Source organism: Burkholderiales bacterium (genome assembly GCA_035518095.1).
In the GTDB taxonomy this organism is placed as follows: domain Bacteria; phylum Pseudomonadota; class Gammaproteobacteria; order Burkholderiales; family JAHFRG01; genus JAHFRG01.
In genome coordinates, this window is sequence record DATIXX010000035.1 from 14,194 (window position 1) to 29,318 (window position 15,125).

The following is a 15,125-nucleotide window of genomic DNA, read 5'->3' on the forward strand; positions in this document are numbered from 1 at the left end:
TCATTGCGCGAAGAGTAAGGAGTGACGAGTGAGGAAAAAAACCAGTTGTCGATCCGTGGTCGAGGGGTCTCAGCGCTTACCCCTTATCCCTCACTCTTTGCCGTCTGCCGATTATAACGCAAACGCAGCGAGGAACATCGAGCTGGTAATCCCGCGCCATTTCGCGGGCTTGCGGCTGGACCAGGCTCTGCAGCGATTGTTGCCGGAATATTCGCGCAGCCGGCTGCAAAACTGGATTCGCGCCAACCATGTATGGCAAAACGGCCGTCCGGCAGTAGCCAAACATAAAGTGCGGGGCGGTGAAAGCATCCGCGTCGCAGCCTATCCCGCAGCGGAAAGTCTGGCGCATCTGCCGGAAAAAATTCCACTGGATATTGTGTACGAAGATTCTGCTCTGCTGATCGTAAATAAGCCGCCTGGATTGGTGGTGCACCCGGGAAGCGGTAATTGGCACGGAACGCTTCTCAACGCACTGCTGGAGCATGCGCCGCAGCTTGTTGATATTCCGCGCGCCGGCATCGTGCATCGCCTGGACAAGGAGACGAGCGGCCTATTGGTGGTAGCGAAAACACTCGCATCACACACCTTACTTGTAAGGCAGCTTCAGGCACGAACAATCAAACGTGAATATCTCGCACTCGTGCACGGGATTGTCGAGCGAGACGGCAAGGTCGAAGCGCCCATTGGCCGGCACCCCGCGAAGCGCACCAAAATGGCGGTGGTAGCACGCGGCAGGCATTCGCTGACGCATTATCAGGTCATGGATCAATTCGTGGACTGTACTTTATTGCGCTGCCGCCTTGATACCGGCCGCACCCATCAAATCCGGGTGCATATGCAATCGATTGGACACCCGCTGGTAGGCGACCCGATATATTCCGGAAGAAGCAAAAAGCCGGCTTTCTTACGGCAGGCACTGCACGCCTTCAGGCTCTCTTTAGTCCATCCAGAAACACAAAAAACCATGTGTTGGCAGATGGAGGCGCCGCAGGATTTCCGGCAGTTACTGAGCGCCCTCAAAGCGGAATCTACCGATAAGGACCCGCGTTGAATTCTCCCGGACACTGGATTGTCCCGGAATGGCCGGCACCGATTTGCGTCAAGGCACTAATCACTACGCGCGTTGGCGGCTTCAGCGGCGGCCGCTATGCCAGCTTCAATCTCGGCGATCATGTTGGCGATGAGCCTTTGCTGGTGCGCCAGAACCGCGAACTCCTCCGCAACTACCTTCCGGACGAACCGAAATGGCTGAAGCAAGTGCACGGCACCAGGGTGGCAAACGCTGATGCCCCGGATACGTCGGCGGAGGCTGACGCCTGCATCACGCGCAACCAAAACAAACCGTGCGCAATATTGAGCGCCGACTGCCTTCCGCTTTTGCTGTGTGATGCCCGCGGTTCAGTCGTTGCGGCTGCGCATTGCGGCTGGCGCGGACTTGCCGCTGGAATCATAGAAAAAACCGTAAGCGAAATGCACGCAGCGCCGGAATCGCTGTTTGCATACTTCGGCCCAGCAATCAGCGCCAAAGCGTACCAAGTGGGGGCCGAGGTACGTGACGCGTTCGGCCACGAAGATGCATGTACGCAACAGGCGTTTGCCGCACGTGCGCGCGGAAAATGGCTTGCGGATCTATATTTACTGGCGCGAACGCGCTTGAACCGTATTGGAGTAAAAGAAATCTATGGCGGCAATTTCTGTACGTACACCGATTCACTCAGGTTTTTTTCTCATCGACGCGACCACACGACCGGGCGCATGGCATCCCTGATTTGGCTGGAAGGGAAAAGCAATTAAGCACTGGCTACGGTAAAATTAAATCTCCAACATTCTCAGTATTCAATGACGTCCCATACGCGCCTCGATAAATTGCATTTTTGAGTCGGCACCTTCACCAGCGCGCTGCGGAACGCTGCTTTTACAGCGACCGCCGTCGCCGATCACGAATGCCGGTCTGAATCACGGGCTGTACAAGCATTCACAATTGCGCCCCACCCTCGCAAGTTTTACCCATAGGATCGGGCATTGGTTCGATCCGGTCTGCATGGTCTTTCCAGCCAACCGGCGCCGGCTTAAGCACTTGCTTGACAGGGCATTTGGCGACAGCGCAAAGTAATACTGTCTCCATAATTAAGATGCTTTATCTTCCAGCATGAGTTCGCAACCGCAATCGTACCCGTTATTCGCCGAAGCTAATCAAACGCTGCTGAAGGACGTGTTGAAGAATCTTTCAATCGGGTACAGCCTCGATGCGGCGGACGTTTATCAACAGCTAAGCGCTGCCATTGACCGGGAGAGGTTGATAGAAATCAATAACCGCTATTACCAAAAGCAGCTTGACCTGTGGTTACGGATGCTGAGTCGCAAACCGGGGGAATCAAGCGAGCCTATCGCACAGCCGGATAAACACGACCGCCGCTTTCAGTCGGCTGAATGGAATGAGCTTCCTTATTTCGACTATCTCAAGCAATATTACCTGCTGAATTCGCAGTGGCTGACAGAGTTGGTCGAATCAGCCAAGCTCGATTGCCAAGTCAAGAAAAAACTGCGCTTCCTCACCCGACAATATATAGACGCCATGTCGCCTGCGAATTTTCCGGCGACCAATCCTGAGGTATTGAAGCTTGCCGCCGACACCGGGGGAGAATCAATCAATAAAGGTCTGAGGAATTTCCTGGAGGATCTGCAAAAAGGCCACATATCAATGACTGACGAGTCGGCGTTCGAAGTGGGCGGCAATTTAGCCACCACTCGCGGCGCGGTGGTATTTGAAAACGACCTGATTCAGCTCATCCAGTATAGTCCGCTGGCCGAAAAAGTGGGCGAATACCCCTTGGTCATAGTACCGCCCTGCATTAATAAATATTACGTGCTTGATATGCGACCGGAAAACTCCTTCGTGCGCTACGCACTCGAGCAAGGCAACAATGTGTTTATCATTTCCTGGCGCAATATTCCAGCGGCACTCGACCACCTTACCTGGAATGATTATCTTGAGCAGGGAGTGATTCAGGCCATCAAGGTTTGCTTGGCGATTACGAAAACCAAGAAACTCAATATGCTCGGTTTTTGCGTTGGAGGCACTTTGCTCGCCTGCGCCCTAGCCGCACTGCGGGCCAAACGGCGAAACCCGGCGGCGAGTTTGACGCTGCTAGCGACCATGCTGGATTTCGCCGATACCGGCGAGATCAGCGTTTATGTCGACTCAAGCTACGTACAAAAAATCGAGGCGGAGATCGGTAACGGAGGCCTCGTTCCCGGCCGAGATCTAGCGCTGACCTTCGCCAGCCTGCGAGCCAACGAGCTGGTGTGGTATTACGTAGTCAACAATTATCTAAAGGGCAGAACGCCATTTGCGTTTGACCTTCTTTTCTGGAATTGCGACAGTGCCAACCTGCCCGGTCCGATGTATGTGTACTACGTGCGCAGCATGTATCTTGAAAATAATTTGAAAAAGCCCGGCAAACTGACGATGTGCGGTGTGCCGATCGATTTGGAGAAGATCAATCTGCCCTCGTATATAGTGGCCGCAAAGGAGGACCACATCGTTCCGTGGAAATCCGCGTATGCCAGCGTTCCGTTGCTAAAAGGTAATATAGAATTCGTGTTGACCGCCAGCGGCCATATCGCGGGAATAGTCAACCCGACTGCAAACAGCAAACGCAGCTACTGGAGCGGGCCCGCGATCGGCGACGATCCAGAACAGTGGCTCGGCAGCGCTCAATTCAGCCAAGGCAGCTGGTGGCCACACTGGGCCAACTGGCTTAAGCGCAAAAGTGGCAAGCAAGTGCCGGCACCGGCTAAGCTCGGCAGCGAAAAGTATCCGGTGATCGAGGTCGCACCAGGACGGTATGTAAAAGAAAATTGTGAAATGCCCGAATCCCGGCGACATGCGTGATTTGGGTTTTGTGAATTGACTATTTTCGGGGGGCAATCATGAAAGAAAAAAGAATCGCTTTAGTTACTGGCGGGATGGGCGGGCTGGGTGAATCCATCTGCACCAAATTGGCGGACGAGGACTACCGAGTGGTCGCCACTTATTCGACGCACAACACAAAGGCTGAACAGTGGAAGGCCGAAATGAAGTCGCTTGGCTACCAGTTCTATACGGCCCAAGTTGACGTCTCAGACTTCGACTCCTGCGCACGCCTGACGGAGAAAGTCGCGAAGGAGGTCGGGCCCGTAGATATATTGATCAACAATGCCGGAATCACGCGTGACGTTACATTCAAGAAAATGACCAAGGTGGACTGGGACGTCGTTATGCAAACCAACCTCGATAGCGTGTTTAACATGACCAAGACGGTAGTGGATGGCATGGTCGAAAGGGGCTGGGGACGAATCATCAACGTGTCTTCGGTGAACGGTCAAAAAGGCGCGTTCGGTCAAACCAACTACTCTGCTGCGAAGGCAGGGATGCACGGTTTCACCAAGGCGCTTGCGTTGGAAGTGGCGAAGAAAGGCGTCACAGTCAACACCATTTCTCCGGGTTACATCGGCACCAAAATGGTAATGGCGATTCCAAAGGAAATCTTGGATACAAAAATTCTGCCGCAAATCCCGGTAGGGCGGCTAGGGAAGCCTGAAGAAGTTGCCGGGTTGATAATTTACCTGGCTTCAGATGAAGCGGCTTTCATCACTGGCGCCAACATATCGATCAACGGTGGACAACACATGTTTTAAAAACTAAAAATAGCCCCGCCGGGACGCGGCGGGGCCAGCCTTTATATTAAGGAGACCTTAAAGATAAAGGAGGAGGATTTGTTATCAGCGTCCCTTCTTAGAGCTGCTTTTTGTTGTACTGGACGCAGAATTCGCGGACTTTATCCCGGTGCCTGCAAGTTCTGAAACTTCCTTGGCAGCTTTAGTCATGCCGTCAACCGCGGCTTGAGTCGCCGCGATGGTGGATTTGAGCGCAGCGAGCGCCAGGTCTGAGCCGCCGGGTGCCGACTTGGTTGTCTTCTCGATGACATTCACCAAATCCTTGGTGTAAGCGGATAAACTTTCTTCAAACAATTTGGTAAGTTCGGCTTGTGTCTGTGAAGCTACTTCATAAACGCTGCGAGAAAAATTCAGCGCTTTCTCCACTCCCGATTCAGCCAGCTTTGCCCGCAATGCCATCACTTCCCCAAGGTCTTTTAACTCACTTAATGATTTTGCGTTCTTGGCGTTCTCTTCAACTGCTTGCTTGGCCGCTTCTAGTTGCAGCTTGACCAAGCGCTCTGCGCTTTCCATCGTGATCTTCGTGAAACGCAGCACATTCTCTAAGCTATTTTTATTAAGTTCGGGATACGGGCCCTTAAACATGGTGGAAATCCTCTGAAAAAATTAAGACGAATCCATAACACTCTTGTTGCACTGCAACAAACACCATATTAGAGATCGCCTCTCAATTTGTCAAGAATTTTTGCTGCAGCGCGACAGACGTATCGTGCGACCATTATTCAACTAAATATTTTTTATTCCGAATCATGCGGTTATAATATGGCATATGCCTATTGCGCCGAACATAATCGAGCCTATCCGACGCGGCCTGATCTTAAGGAGTTTGCGACATGACTGATGCCCCGAGAATCATCAAGAAATATCCGAACCGGCGGCTCTACGACACCACCACCAGCAGCTATATCACGTTGAATGATGTCAAAGGGCTGGTACTCAAGCACCTGGAATTCCGCGTGGTCGATGCCAAAACCACTGAAGACCTGACTCGCAGCATCCTTCTGCAAATTATTCTCGAGGAAGAAAACGCGGGCGTGCCTATGTTTTCCAGCGACATGTTGTCGCAAATCATTCGTTTCTATGGCAATGCAATGCAAGGCATGATGGGCAGCTACCTCGAAAAAAATATCCAGACATTCATCGAAATGCAACGCCGCCTGCAAGAGCAATCGCGGGCCATGTATGGCGACAACCCGATGCTCAATGCCGACACCTGGGCTCAGTTTCTCAAATTTCAGGGACCGGCGATGCAAGGTTTGCTAGGAAGCTATCTGGAGCAAAGCGCAAACATGTTTTTGGATATGCAAAGCCAGTTGCAAAAACAAACGCGAAGCCTATTCGGCAATTTTGGATTCCCCGATTTCGGAACGGCGCCGCAAAAGGCTTCTGCAACCCAAGAGGCCCCTAAATCAGCGGCGCCTGAGGCAGAATCAGATAAGCGCGCCGGAGACAAAAAATCCTCCTGAATGAAAGAGGGCTTTGTTCCAACGCACGCCTGGGTAAGGCGCGTGCTAGGAGCGCCACGGAATCGCAGGAAATAAAAAACTCGTCGGGAAGGAGATTCAAGAAAATCGAGGATGTTTTCAGCGAAGCGGCAGGCCCGGACACCCCGCGCAATTTACCATACTCGCCCCTTCGAAATTTGCGCCTTGCAGTTTTGCATCCTGTAAATCCGCGTCTTCAAGATTGGCGCCCTTTAAATTTGCCGAATTCAAATTGGCTCCCGTAAGCACCGCTCCCTTGAGATTCGCTCGTACCAAATTGGCGCCCTCCAGATCCGCGCCTTCCAGGTCGGCACTCAGCAGATTGGCATGATACAAGGTAGCCCCCTTCAGTCTGGCACGTTTTGCCACCACGTGCGTTAAACTGGCGGATGTCAAATTAGCGCCTTCCAAGTTGGCGTCCCGCAAAATGGAATTGTAAAGAAACGCATTCTGCAGATTCGCTTTTTCCAGGTTCGCTCCCTCAAAGTTTGATTCATAAAGCTGCGCAAACTGCAGATTGGCTCCCCGCAAGTCCGCTTTGCGGCAATCGCTGTTGGGCTGCTTATCGCACGTATAGCCTTGGGCTTGAGCCGCAAAAAACCAGAACAGCATGGTGCAGACCGACCCCAGCATTAGCAGGAACTGACTTGAACTTCTCATTTCACGCTCTCCTTTTGCATTGGTGTGTGACATTCTTTGAGAAATGTTTCAACATCAGACAGGTCCCTGGTGCGCCGCATGGGCGGCAGACTCTGCCAGATTTTGCGGCCATAAGCCCTCGACACTAAGCGTTGATCGCAAATCATCAGCACGCCGTGATCGGTTTCGTCGCGAATCAAACGCCCCGCTCCCTGCTTCAATGATATTACCGCGTGTGGCAATTGGTACTCCATAAAGGCGTTGCGCCCTTGACGATTGATTTGTTCGATGCGTGCAGCAAGCACCGGGTCATCGGGGGGCGCGAACGGTAGTTTATCAATCACCACCAGCGAAAGCGAGGGCCCGCGCACGTCAACGCCTTCCCAAAACGATTGGCTGCCGACCAGGACAGCGTTGCCTAACCTGCGAAAGCGCTCCAATAGTTCGCTGCGCGATCCTTCCCCTTGGGCCAGCAGAGGGTATGTAAGCTCCTGCTTTTCGAACGCCACTTTCAATAGCGCCTGAGCTTCTCGCATGGCGCGCAGGGCGGTAAACAATAAAAAGGCGCGGCCATGGTTCGCACGCAGAAGCGGCAGCGCGGCCTGAATCACCGCTTCGGTATAATCCGTGCGGTTGGGATCATCGGGCAGGCCTTCCGGGATATAGAGCAAGGCCTGCTTGGCGTAGTCGAAAGGGCTGTCCCACGAAGCGGCCTTTGCGTCTTGCAAGCCCATTTCCTCCTGATAGTGCCGGAAATCGCCGTGTACTGAAAGCGTCGCGGAGGTGAAAATTAACGCACGCGCACTGCTTTCGATTTGCCTGCGGAAAATTTCGGAAATCGACAAAGGTGTACAGTTAAGCTGCAGCGCCTGGTTGAAAACCTCGGCCCAGCACACTTGCCCGGATTCGGCGCCATGCCATCGCCGTATTTTGCCCAGCATCTCAAGACAACGCCGCAAGCAATTACGCAGTCCTTCGCCGCGTTCCGCCTGACTTGAAAGCAATTCAGCTAAAGCGCCGAGTTTTTCGCATAAGCCTTCGATGGCCGCATTGAATTCGGCGTTCCCCTGTAATGATTGTTGTGTCAAGCGCGCGCTATCCTCATTCACAGCCAACCGCAAATCTCGCGCGGCTTTGTCCAAAGCGGCAGCAGCCTCGGGTAATGCCACAAACTCGCGCGCACTGGCCAGCGCTTCGCTTCTGGAATCGCGCCCGAGCTCTAGGATTTGTCCCGTGCTTACGCTCTCGCCGAAGAACAGGCTGGCAGTTTCAGGCAACTGGTGAGCTTCGTCGAAAATGACCGTGTTGCATGCAGGCAGCAATTCCGCCACACCCTCATCGCGCAACATTACGTCTGCAAAAAATAAATGATGATTCACCACGACTACGTCTGCTTGCTGCGCCTCCTTGCGCGCGTTCATCACAAAGCACTCGCGATAGTTGGGGCATTCCTGGCCGAGGCAGTTTTCCCGCGTGGAGGTCACATGCAACCAGACACCCGCATTCTCTGGCACATCACTTACACCGCTTTTGTCGCCTGACAAAGAAGCCCGCGCATATTTGGCGATTAAGCCCAGATACCCGGCTTCCTCGCGACTAATGAACCTGCCTTCGTTCATCGCCTGATTCAATCGGTAGTGGCAGACGTAATTGGCGCGCCCCTTAAGCAGCGCTACGGTGACCGGCAACTTGAGCGCGCCGCGTACGGTTGGAATATCGCGGTTGAACAGCTGATCCTGTAGTGTCTTCGTTCCGGTGGAAATTATCACCTTGCCGCCCGAAAGCAGCGCCGGAACCAAATAAGCAAAGGTCTTACCGGTGCCGGTGCCGGCTTCCGCGATCAGCACCGAGTTGTGTTCGAGTGCTTCCGCGACGGCGCGCGCCATCTCAACCTGACCCTGACGCACGCGAAAATTGCGCACGGCCTGCGCTAGCGGACCGCTATTGGAAAATATCGAATGCAGAATATCAGTCAATCAGATGGCGGCGGAATTTGAATCCACTCTCCTATCAATAATCAACGAGTTCGATGCACTTCGCCGTCGCCCACCGAGGCTTGTAGTTTTTCATTTTCAGTAAGTTTAAAATTTACAGTAAAGAACACGCAACGTATAGAACCAGATTATCAGTCACCGCTCAAATTGGGTTCAAGCGATGCAGCCTGAAATCCGCAATACTGCTCTATAATTGAACCAGCCTACGCGGTTAAAAAGGGCTTTCGGTTTCGCAAGTTGTGATAGCCGACTTATTAATGGCACCCCCTGGCTGACTCGCATTCACTCGGGTTCAATATGGACAGTACCTATTTAACCTTGAAGAGCCTGCACATCCTTGGCGCAGTGATTTTCTTGGGAAACATAATCGTCACAGGCTGGTGGAAAGTGATGGCAGATAGGACACGAAATCCGGTGATCATTGCGTTTGCGCAGCGGCAGGTAACGCTTACGGATTATATTTTCACTTCCGGCGGTGCCGCTCTTATTCTAGCCACGGGCTTAGGTAATGCCATGCTCCATAATATGGCGCTTCTGGACACCCGGTGGCTGTCATGGGGATTCTGGCTTTTTGTCATATCCGGCATAATTTGGGCAGTAATTTTAATTCCGCTGCAGATCGTGCAGGCGAAGATTGCCCGCCGGTTCGCGGGTGGCGGTGAAATCCCGCAAAAGTATTGGACACTTGGGCGCCTCTGGGTGTTTTTCGGAACGCTGGCCACAATTATTCCTTTGGCCAACCTGTATTGGATGGTGTTCAAACCCTTATGAGCGCGCTAACCTTGCACTCCACTGGGCTCGCTCGCCAATCCCGATGACACTCCCGGAACGCCTTGGCAAGTACGCGATTCAGGAAGTGCTCGGTGAGGGCGCGATGGGGATCGTCTACAAAGCCTTTGATCCGCACATTCGCCGCATTGTCGCGCTCAAAGTCATCCGCAAGGAATTTACGGAGGACGACCAGGGGGTGACGATGATTGCCCGTTTCAAGAACGAAGCGCAGGCGGCAGGCCGACTCAGCCACCCGGGAATTGTCGCAATCTACGAATATGGTGAGGAGGACGCCGTCGCCTATATTGCGATGGAGTACGTAGAGGGCAAAGGTCTGCGTGATTATTTTCAGGGCGGCACGCGTTTCGGTTTGAGCGACAGCGTCAGCATCATGAGCCGGCTTCTCGATGCGCTTGCCTACGCGCACGACGCAGGTGTGGTTCACCGTGACATCAAGCCTGCGAACATTATAATCATGGGCAACGGCGGGCTGAAGGTGGCCGATTTCGGCATTGCCCATCTCGACTCGTCGAATTTGACGCAAGTCGGGACAATCATGGGGACGCCCGGATACATGGCGCCGGAGTTGTACACTGGATCGGGCGTGGACCGACGCGCCGATATTTTCTCGGCGGGCGTCCTACTCTACCAGCTTCTGACGGGTGTCAAGCCGTTTGCCGGGACTACCGAGATAGTTGCCTACAAGATTTGCTTTGAACCCCATATCCAACCGTCCAAGTTCGTTCCAGAATTGGAGCCGACGAGGTTTGACGGCGTGGTCGGCAAAGCGTTGGCAAAGGCACCCGACGAGCGATATCAGACTGCACGGGAGTTTCTCGAATCGATTGAGGACGCCTATTCCGCGCTGGTCGGCTCCACGGAGCCCCCGACGGTTATTAACGTGACCCTCCCGACTGGAGCCAGTTCCCACGGTTCGCATTCGAGAGGACCCAAGACCGATTCGGTGCCTGGCACCATTTCTGCTTCTCCGGCACGCTGGAACCCGGACCTGCTGAAGCAAATCGAGCAGCAACTCACTCGTTATCTGGGACCTGTGGCAAAAATCATAGTCAAGCGGGAAGCGAAGACGACCACTGAACTTGACGCTCTTTACGCCGTGCTGGCGGAAGAACTCGGGAGTGCGCAAGACAAGAAGGATTTTCTCGCTTGGAAAGAGCGCCTCGAGGGCGTCCCATCGTCGAAAGAAAAAAGCGCAACCGATAAGGGAGCCGACGTCTCTGGACCGCTCACCGCGCAGGAAATCGAACACGCGACACGCCAGCTGGCAAGATATCTTGGACCAATTGCCCGAATCGTAGTAAAAAAGGCTGCTTCCGATGCCACCAGCCGAAAAGGGTTCTATTCGATGCTTGCAGAGCACCTCAGAAGCGAGAACGACAGGCAGCTGTTTTTGCGCGACGTCCGCGCAGCGTCCCTAAAAGGCGTGTGAAAGGCTTCATTAAGGCTGCGCACCAAGTGACTGTAATAGGAGCTCCATATATCGTTATTTACGACATAATTTTCGCGATGAGTTTAATTGCGGCGCAAATTGCGTTAGCAAATATGATCCGTTGGTTTGCAAACAATTGACTGATATGCAAAGCGTTCCGAGCGCTCGGCGATCAATGTATCAATCATGAAAAGCTGGGTACAATTGCTCAGTTGGGCAGGGGCATTGGCTTTAAGCCCGCGCGCCGCCCGGCGCCGCGAATGACAGCGCAGAACATATCTCCTATATGGGAACACTGAATCACCTGTTTCAGAGCAATAAGGCATGGGCCAGCCGCATCACGCGGCAGGACCCGGAATTCTTTAGAAAGCTTTCGCGGCAGCAGTCTCCCGCCTATCTCTGGATTGGTTGTTCCGACAGCCGCGTGCCCGCAAATGAGATCGTCGGACTCCTGCCAGGGGAACTGTTCGTGCACCGTAATGTCGCGAATATCGTGGTACATACCGATCTCAATTGCTTATCTGTAATGCAGTTCGCCGTGGACGTCCTCAAAATAAAAGATATTATTATTTGCGGCCACTATGGTTGCAGTGGAGTAAAGGCGGCGCTGCGCCAGGAACGCCTGGGCTTAATCGACAACTGGCTGCGCCACGTTCAGGATATACGTCAGAAGCACGAGGCACGGCTGGCCGGTTTGTCGGATGATGCGGTCCGTTGCGACCGTCTGTGCGAGTTAAACGTCGTTGAGCAAGTCACCAATGTCTGCCAAACCACCATAGTGCGGGATGCATGGGCGCGTGGGCAGGAGTTGGAGGTGCACGGTTGGATTTACGGGCTGCACGACGGGATTTTGCGCGACTTGAACGTAACGACGGCCAACCTGCATGAAACCGCCCCGACCTACCGTGCGGCGATAGCCGCTTTGTCTTGATTCAAGGAGGTCATATGCGGATGACCAGACCGACTTTCGGCGCATTCAACCAAGGTGAGATCCCCAAAATCGCGTGCTTCAACAAGGCCACGATTGCGCTCGGCGTCAGCTTCGATGCCTTAATTGCGGCCATGCAGGTGTTCGTGGATAAACATGTGGTGCCGGTATGGGGCACGCCAGCAAAGCTCATCAAGTCCAAAGGATTCGTGAAAGGCGCGTGGGCCATGGTTTTCCTCGACAATGCCGATCAGCCTGGCGCGCTTGCTTATCACGACCTCACACCTGACGGGCTACCCGAGGCCAAAGTGTTTGTCAAGACCACCCTGCAAAATAACGACCTGGTCAGCGTTTCGGCATCTCATGAATTGGTAGAAATGCTGGTGGATCCAGCCATCAACCTGATGACGACGGGTCCTGATCCCAAGACGATCTACGCATATGAAAGCGCGGATCCGGTCGAGGCGCTAAGTTTCCCGGTCGGCGGAATTCCGATGACTGACTTTGTATATCCCGCCTATTTCGAAGCTTTCCATAAGCCGGGCTCAGTGCAGTTCGACCGTCTCAAGAAAGTTACGAAGCCGTTTCAGATTCTTTCCGGGGGATATCAAATTATCTTCAAGAATGGCAGGTGGACCCAGATTTTCGGCTCTGCGTCGAAAAAGAAACGCTTTGCGCGGGAGGACCGTCGCGGCCACCGCAGCGAGATGCGCAAAGCGCAGAGATTAGTCTGCGCGTCAACAAAGGAAATCGAGCGGGCACAACGTAATAACTGAAGGGCATCCGCCAAGCGATAGTCTACCGATCGAACGCCTATTGTTTGGGAATTGCTTCTAGCCGAACCCCGGAAAGCAAAACCTTCTACATGAGAGCCTCCGAAAAAAGCCTGTCTTCCGCGCGAATCATCGACCTTGGATTGGGTTTCTGGCCTGCGAAGATATTATTGTCCGCAGTGGAACTCGGGCTTTTCACCACGTTGAACAACAAGTCGTTAACCGGAGAAAAACTGCGGGATATCCTTGGCCTACACCCAAGAGCAGTTCCGGATTTTTTCGACGCGTTGGTGGCGCTCCACCTTCTGGATCGCGACGGCGAGGGTCCGCAAGCATTGTACCGAAATACCGAAGAGTCTCGGCTCTTTCTCGTCCGCAACAGCCCCGAATACATGGGTGGTATTCTCGAAATGGCCAACGAGCGCCTTTACCGGTTTTGGGGCGATCTCACAGAAGCGCTCAAGACCGGCAAGCCCCAGAATGAAATCAAACATACGGGCGAGTCCATGTTCCGCAGGCTTTACAGCGATCCCAAACGACTGGAACATTTCATAAACGCAATGAGTAGCATTTCCACTCCCAATTTTCGCGCCCTGTCGGAGAAATTCGATTTCGCCCGGTACAATATACTTTGCGATATCGGCGGCGCTGCGGGCAAGCTGTCCATTATTGTTGCAAGGCGGCACCCGCATCTGCGTTGCATTACGGTGGATCTTCCCGTGGTGACGCCGATCGCCAAGCGCGAAATTGCCGCGGCGGGACTTTCGAGTCGGGTTTCAGCAGAGTCCATCGATATTTTTTCTGAACCGCTGCCGGCCGCGGACGTGATTACGATGGGGTTGATTCTGCACGATTGGAACCTGGAAAAGAAGATGCAGCTTATCCGGGCCGCATTCAACGCGCTGCCGCCGAGGGGCGCTTTAGTGGTGATTGAAAACCTCATCGACGATGCTAGACGCGAGAATGCGTTTGGCCTCATGATGTCGCTCAATATGCTGATTGAATTCGGGGACGCGTTTGACTATAGTGCAGCCGATTTTTTCGGATGGTGCCGCAGCGTCGGTTTCCGCGAGATGGAGGTTATCCCTCTGGCGGGCCCAGCAAGCGCAGGCATCGCCCACAAATAGCGCGGATTGTTAGCAATCAGGTGCCTTGCATTTCGGAAAATACTATAATCCTTTTGCAGGGGTGAAAATCCATGATCAAAAACTGCACAGTTTGGCGTCTGCCGCTGTTTGTCGGTTCAGGGCCGTCCCCAGGAGCTAGCGTGCCGGCTAAGCTCGGTTTGGGGTGCGATCCCAATCCGGTTGGTCCAGGATTGTTGGCTGATTTGACTTGCGGGCTTGCTTTAATCTGTCTGGCGACCTGGATTAAGCGGGTGTGGGGCTTCCGGCAAAATCCGTCTTGAGGCGAGTTGGCCAAAACGAGCGAACCATGCTATTGCACGTTTCACAAATTCAAGCCGAGATGAAAAGTAGCGCCATGGAAATGCTCTCGGCTCTGGAAAAGGAGCCGAGGTCTTTTTGGGTCATAGTCGGATCTGCGCTTCTCTGTAGCATAGGCATTGCCGACTTTTTGACGGGAATTGAGATTTCCTTCTCCCTCTTTTATCTGATTCCGATTGCGCTGATTACCTGGTTTACAACGGCACGCCTCGGAATAATGTTCGCCTTCGCCGGTGCCATCGTATGGTTAATCGCGGATTTGGCCGCGGGCTCGCTGCACGCAGCCCCATTTGTTTATATTTGGAACAGCGCGATACGCTTGGGCTTCTTCGCACTCACGGTTGGTTCGTTGGACTTGATAAAAACTCTGGAACGTGAAAAGAACATTGCCCGCATTGACTACGTAACGGGCCTGCTGAATACGCGCTACTTTCACGATTTGGCGCAAAGGGAAATCAACCGCTCGTCGCGATCCCGAAATCCCTTTACCACGGCCTATATTGACCTCGACAATTTCAAAGCCGTCAATGATTCGCTCGGACATGCGGCCGGCGACAAGGTTCTTTGTTCGGTGGCGGATTGCATGCAACGACATTTGCGCAAAACGGATATCGTCGCTCGAATCGGCGGCGACGAGTTTGCCATTTTCTTACCCGAGATCGGATCGACTTTAGCTAAGCCGGTCATTTCAAAAATGCACAACAAGCTTCTGGAAGAGATGCAAAAGAACAATTGGCCCGTGACATTTAGCATCGGCGTACTGACGTTCACCGAGACGCCGTCCTCGGTAAAGGAAGCGCTTCATATGGTGGACCAAATGATGTACTCGGTGAAAAATAAGGGCAAGAACAATATCACCTTTGCTACTCACCCGACGCAGCGCCTATCTATTGCCAAAGAACTCGGACGTTATGAAGCTTGA

At 53.3% G+C, this 15,125-nt stretch carries 14 protein-coding genes; 11 read left to right on the plus strand and 3 right to left on the minus strand.

The genetic code is table 11. The features are described 5' to 3' along the window. The first annotated feature begins 28 nt into the window (after positions 1-28). The 4 genes from rluD to VLV32_06325 all read left to right on the plus strand — a co-directional run bounded on the left by rluD (position 29) and on the right by VLV32_06325 (position 4,680). A complete protein-coding gene (gene rluD / locus VLV32_06310; protein HUL41497.1) occupies positions 29-1,051 on the plus strand; it encodes a 23S rRNA pseudouridine(1911/1915/1917) synthase RluD in 1,023 nt (340 codons plus the stop codon). Next, positions 1,048-1,794 (plus strand): peptidoglycan editing factor PgeF, encoded by a 747-nt coding sequence (gene pgeF / locus VLV32_06315; protein ID HUL41498.1) that lies wholly within the window; start codon positions 1,048-1,050, stop codon positions 1,792-1,794. Before rluD ends, pgeF begins: the two co-directional genes overlap by 4 nt. Before the next feature lie 355 nt (positions 1,795-2,149). Continuing rightward, positions 2,150-3,895 (plus strand): class I poly(R)-hydroxyalkanoic acid synthase, encoded by a 1,746-nt coding sequence (gene phaC / locus VLV32_06320; GenBank protein HUL41499.1) that lies wholly within the window; start codon positions 2,150-2,152, stop codon positions 3,893-3,895. Between the two features lie 38 nt (positions 3,896-3,933). Then, positions 3,934-4,680: a beta-ketoacyl-ACP reductase gene (locus VLV32_06325; protein HUL41500.1), complete on the plus strand. Its 747-nt coding sequence runs from the start codon at positions 3,934-3,936 to the stop codon at positions 4,678-4,680. 84 nt (positions 4,681-4,764) lie between these two features. Here VLV32_06325 and VLV32_06330 read toward each other — a convergent pair whose 3' ends face one another. Continuing rightward, complete coding sequence (locus tag VLV32_06330; protein ID HUL41501.1) at positions 4,765-5,304, minus strand: phasin family protein; 540 nt, start codon at positions 5,302-5,304, stop codon at positions 4,765-4,767. Between the two features lie 248 nt (positions 5,305-5,552). Here VLV32_06330 and phaR point away from each other — a divergent pair, with 248 nt between their 5' ends. Beyond that, entirely contained in the window at positions 5,553-6,185 is a 633-nt protein-coding gene (phaR, locus tag VLV32_06335) for a polyhydroxyalkanoate synthesis repressor PhaR (GenBank protein ID HUL41502.1), read from the plus strand. A gap of 117 nt (positions 6,186-6,302) precedes the next feature. Here the strand turns inward: phaR and VLV32_06340 are convergent, their stop codons facing one another. Beyond that, complete coding sequence (locus VLV32_06340; GenBank protein HUL41503.1) at positions 6,303-6,863, minus strand: pentapeptide repeat-containing protein; 561 nt, start codon at positions 6,861-6,863, stop codon at positions 6,303-6,305. After that, entirely contained in the window at positions 6,860-8,764 is a 1,905-nt protein-coding gene (locus tag VLV32_06345; GenBank protein HUL41504.1) for an ATP-dependent DNA helicase, read from the minus strand. Before VLV32_06345 ends, VLV32_06340 begins: the two co-directional genes overlap by 4 nt. A gap of 369 nt (positions 8,765-9,133) precedes the next feature. Between VLV32_06345 and VLV32_06350 the strand changes: the two genes are divergently transcribed. The 6 genes from VLV32_06350 (at position 9,134) to VLV32_06375 (ending at position 15,125) form a co-directional block, all read left to right on the plus strand. Further along, positions 9,134-9,607, plus strand: a complete 474-nt coding sequence (locus tag VLV32_06350; GenBank protein HUL41505.1) for a DUF2269 family protein — start codon at positions 9,134-9,136, stop codon at positions 9,605-9,607. A gap of 43 nt (positions 9,608-9,650) precedes the next feature. Continuing rightward, a complete protein-coding gene (locus VLV32_06355; GenBank protein ID HUL41506.1) occupies positions 9,651-11,057 on the plus strand; it encodes a serine/threonine-protein kinase in 1,407 nt (468 codons plus the stop codon). Positions 11,058-11,343: 286 nt separating this feature from the next. Beyond that, entirely contained in the window at positions 11,344-11,988 is a 645-nt protein-coding gene (can, locus tag VLV32_06360) for a carbonate dehydratase (protein ID HUL41507.1), read from the plus strand. 14 nt (positions 11,989-12,002) lie between these two features. Next, a complete protein-coding gene (locus VLV32_06365) occupies positions 12,003-12,761 on the plus strand; it encodes a hypothetical protein (GenBank protein ID HUL41508.1) in 759 nt (252 codons plus the stop codon). 89 nt (positions 12,762-12,850) lie between these two features. Then, the gene (locus VLV32_06370; protein ID HUL41509.1) at positions 12,851-13,885 is read left to right on the plus strand and encodes a methyltransferase; all 1,035 of its coding nucleotides are present in this window, start codon (positions 12,851-12,853) and stop codon (positions 13,883-13,885) included. Between the two features lie 307 nt (positions 13,886-14,192). Continuing rightward, positions 14,193-15,125, plus strand: a complete 933-nt coding sequence (locus tag VLV32_06375; GenBank protein HUL41510.1) for a GGDEF domain-containing protein — start codon at positions 14,193-14,195, stop codon at positions 15,123-15,125.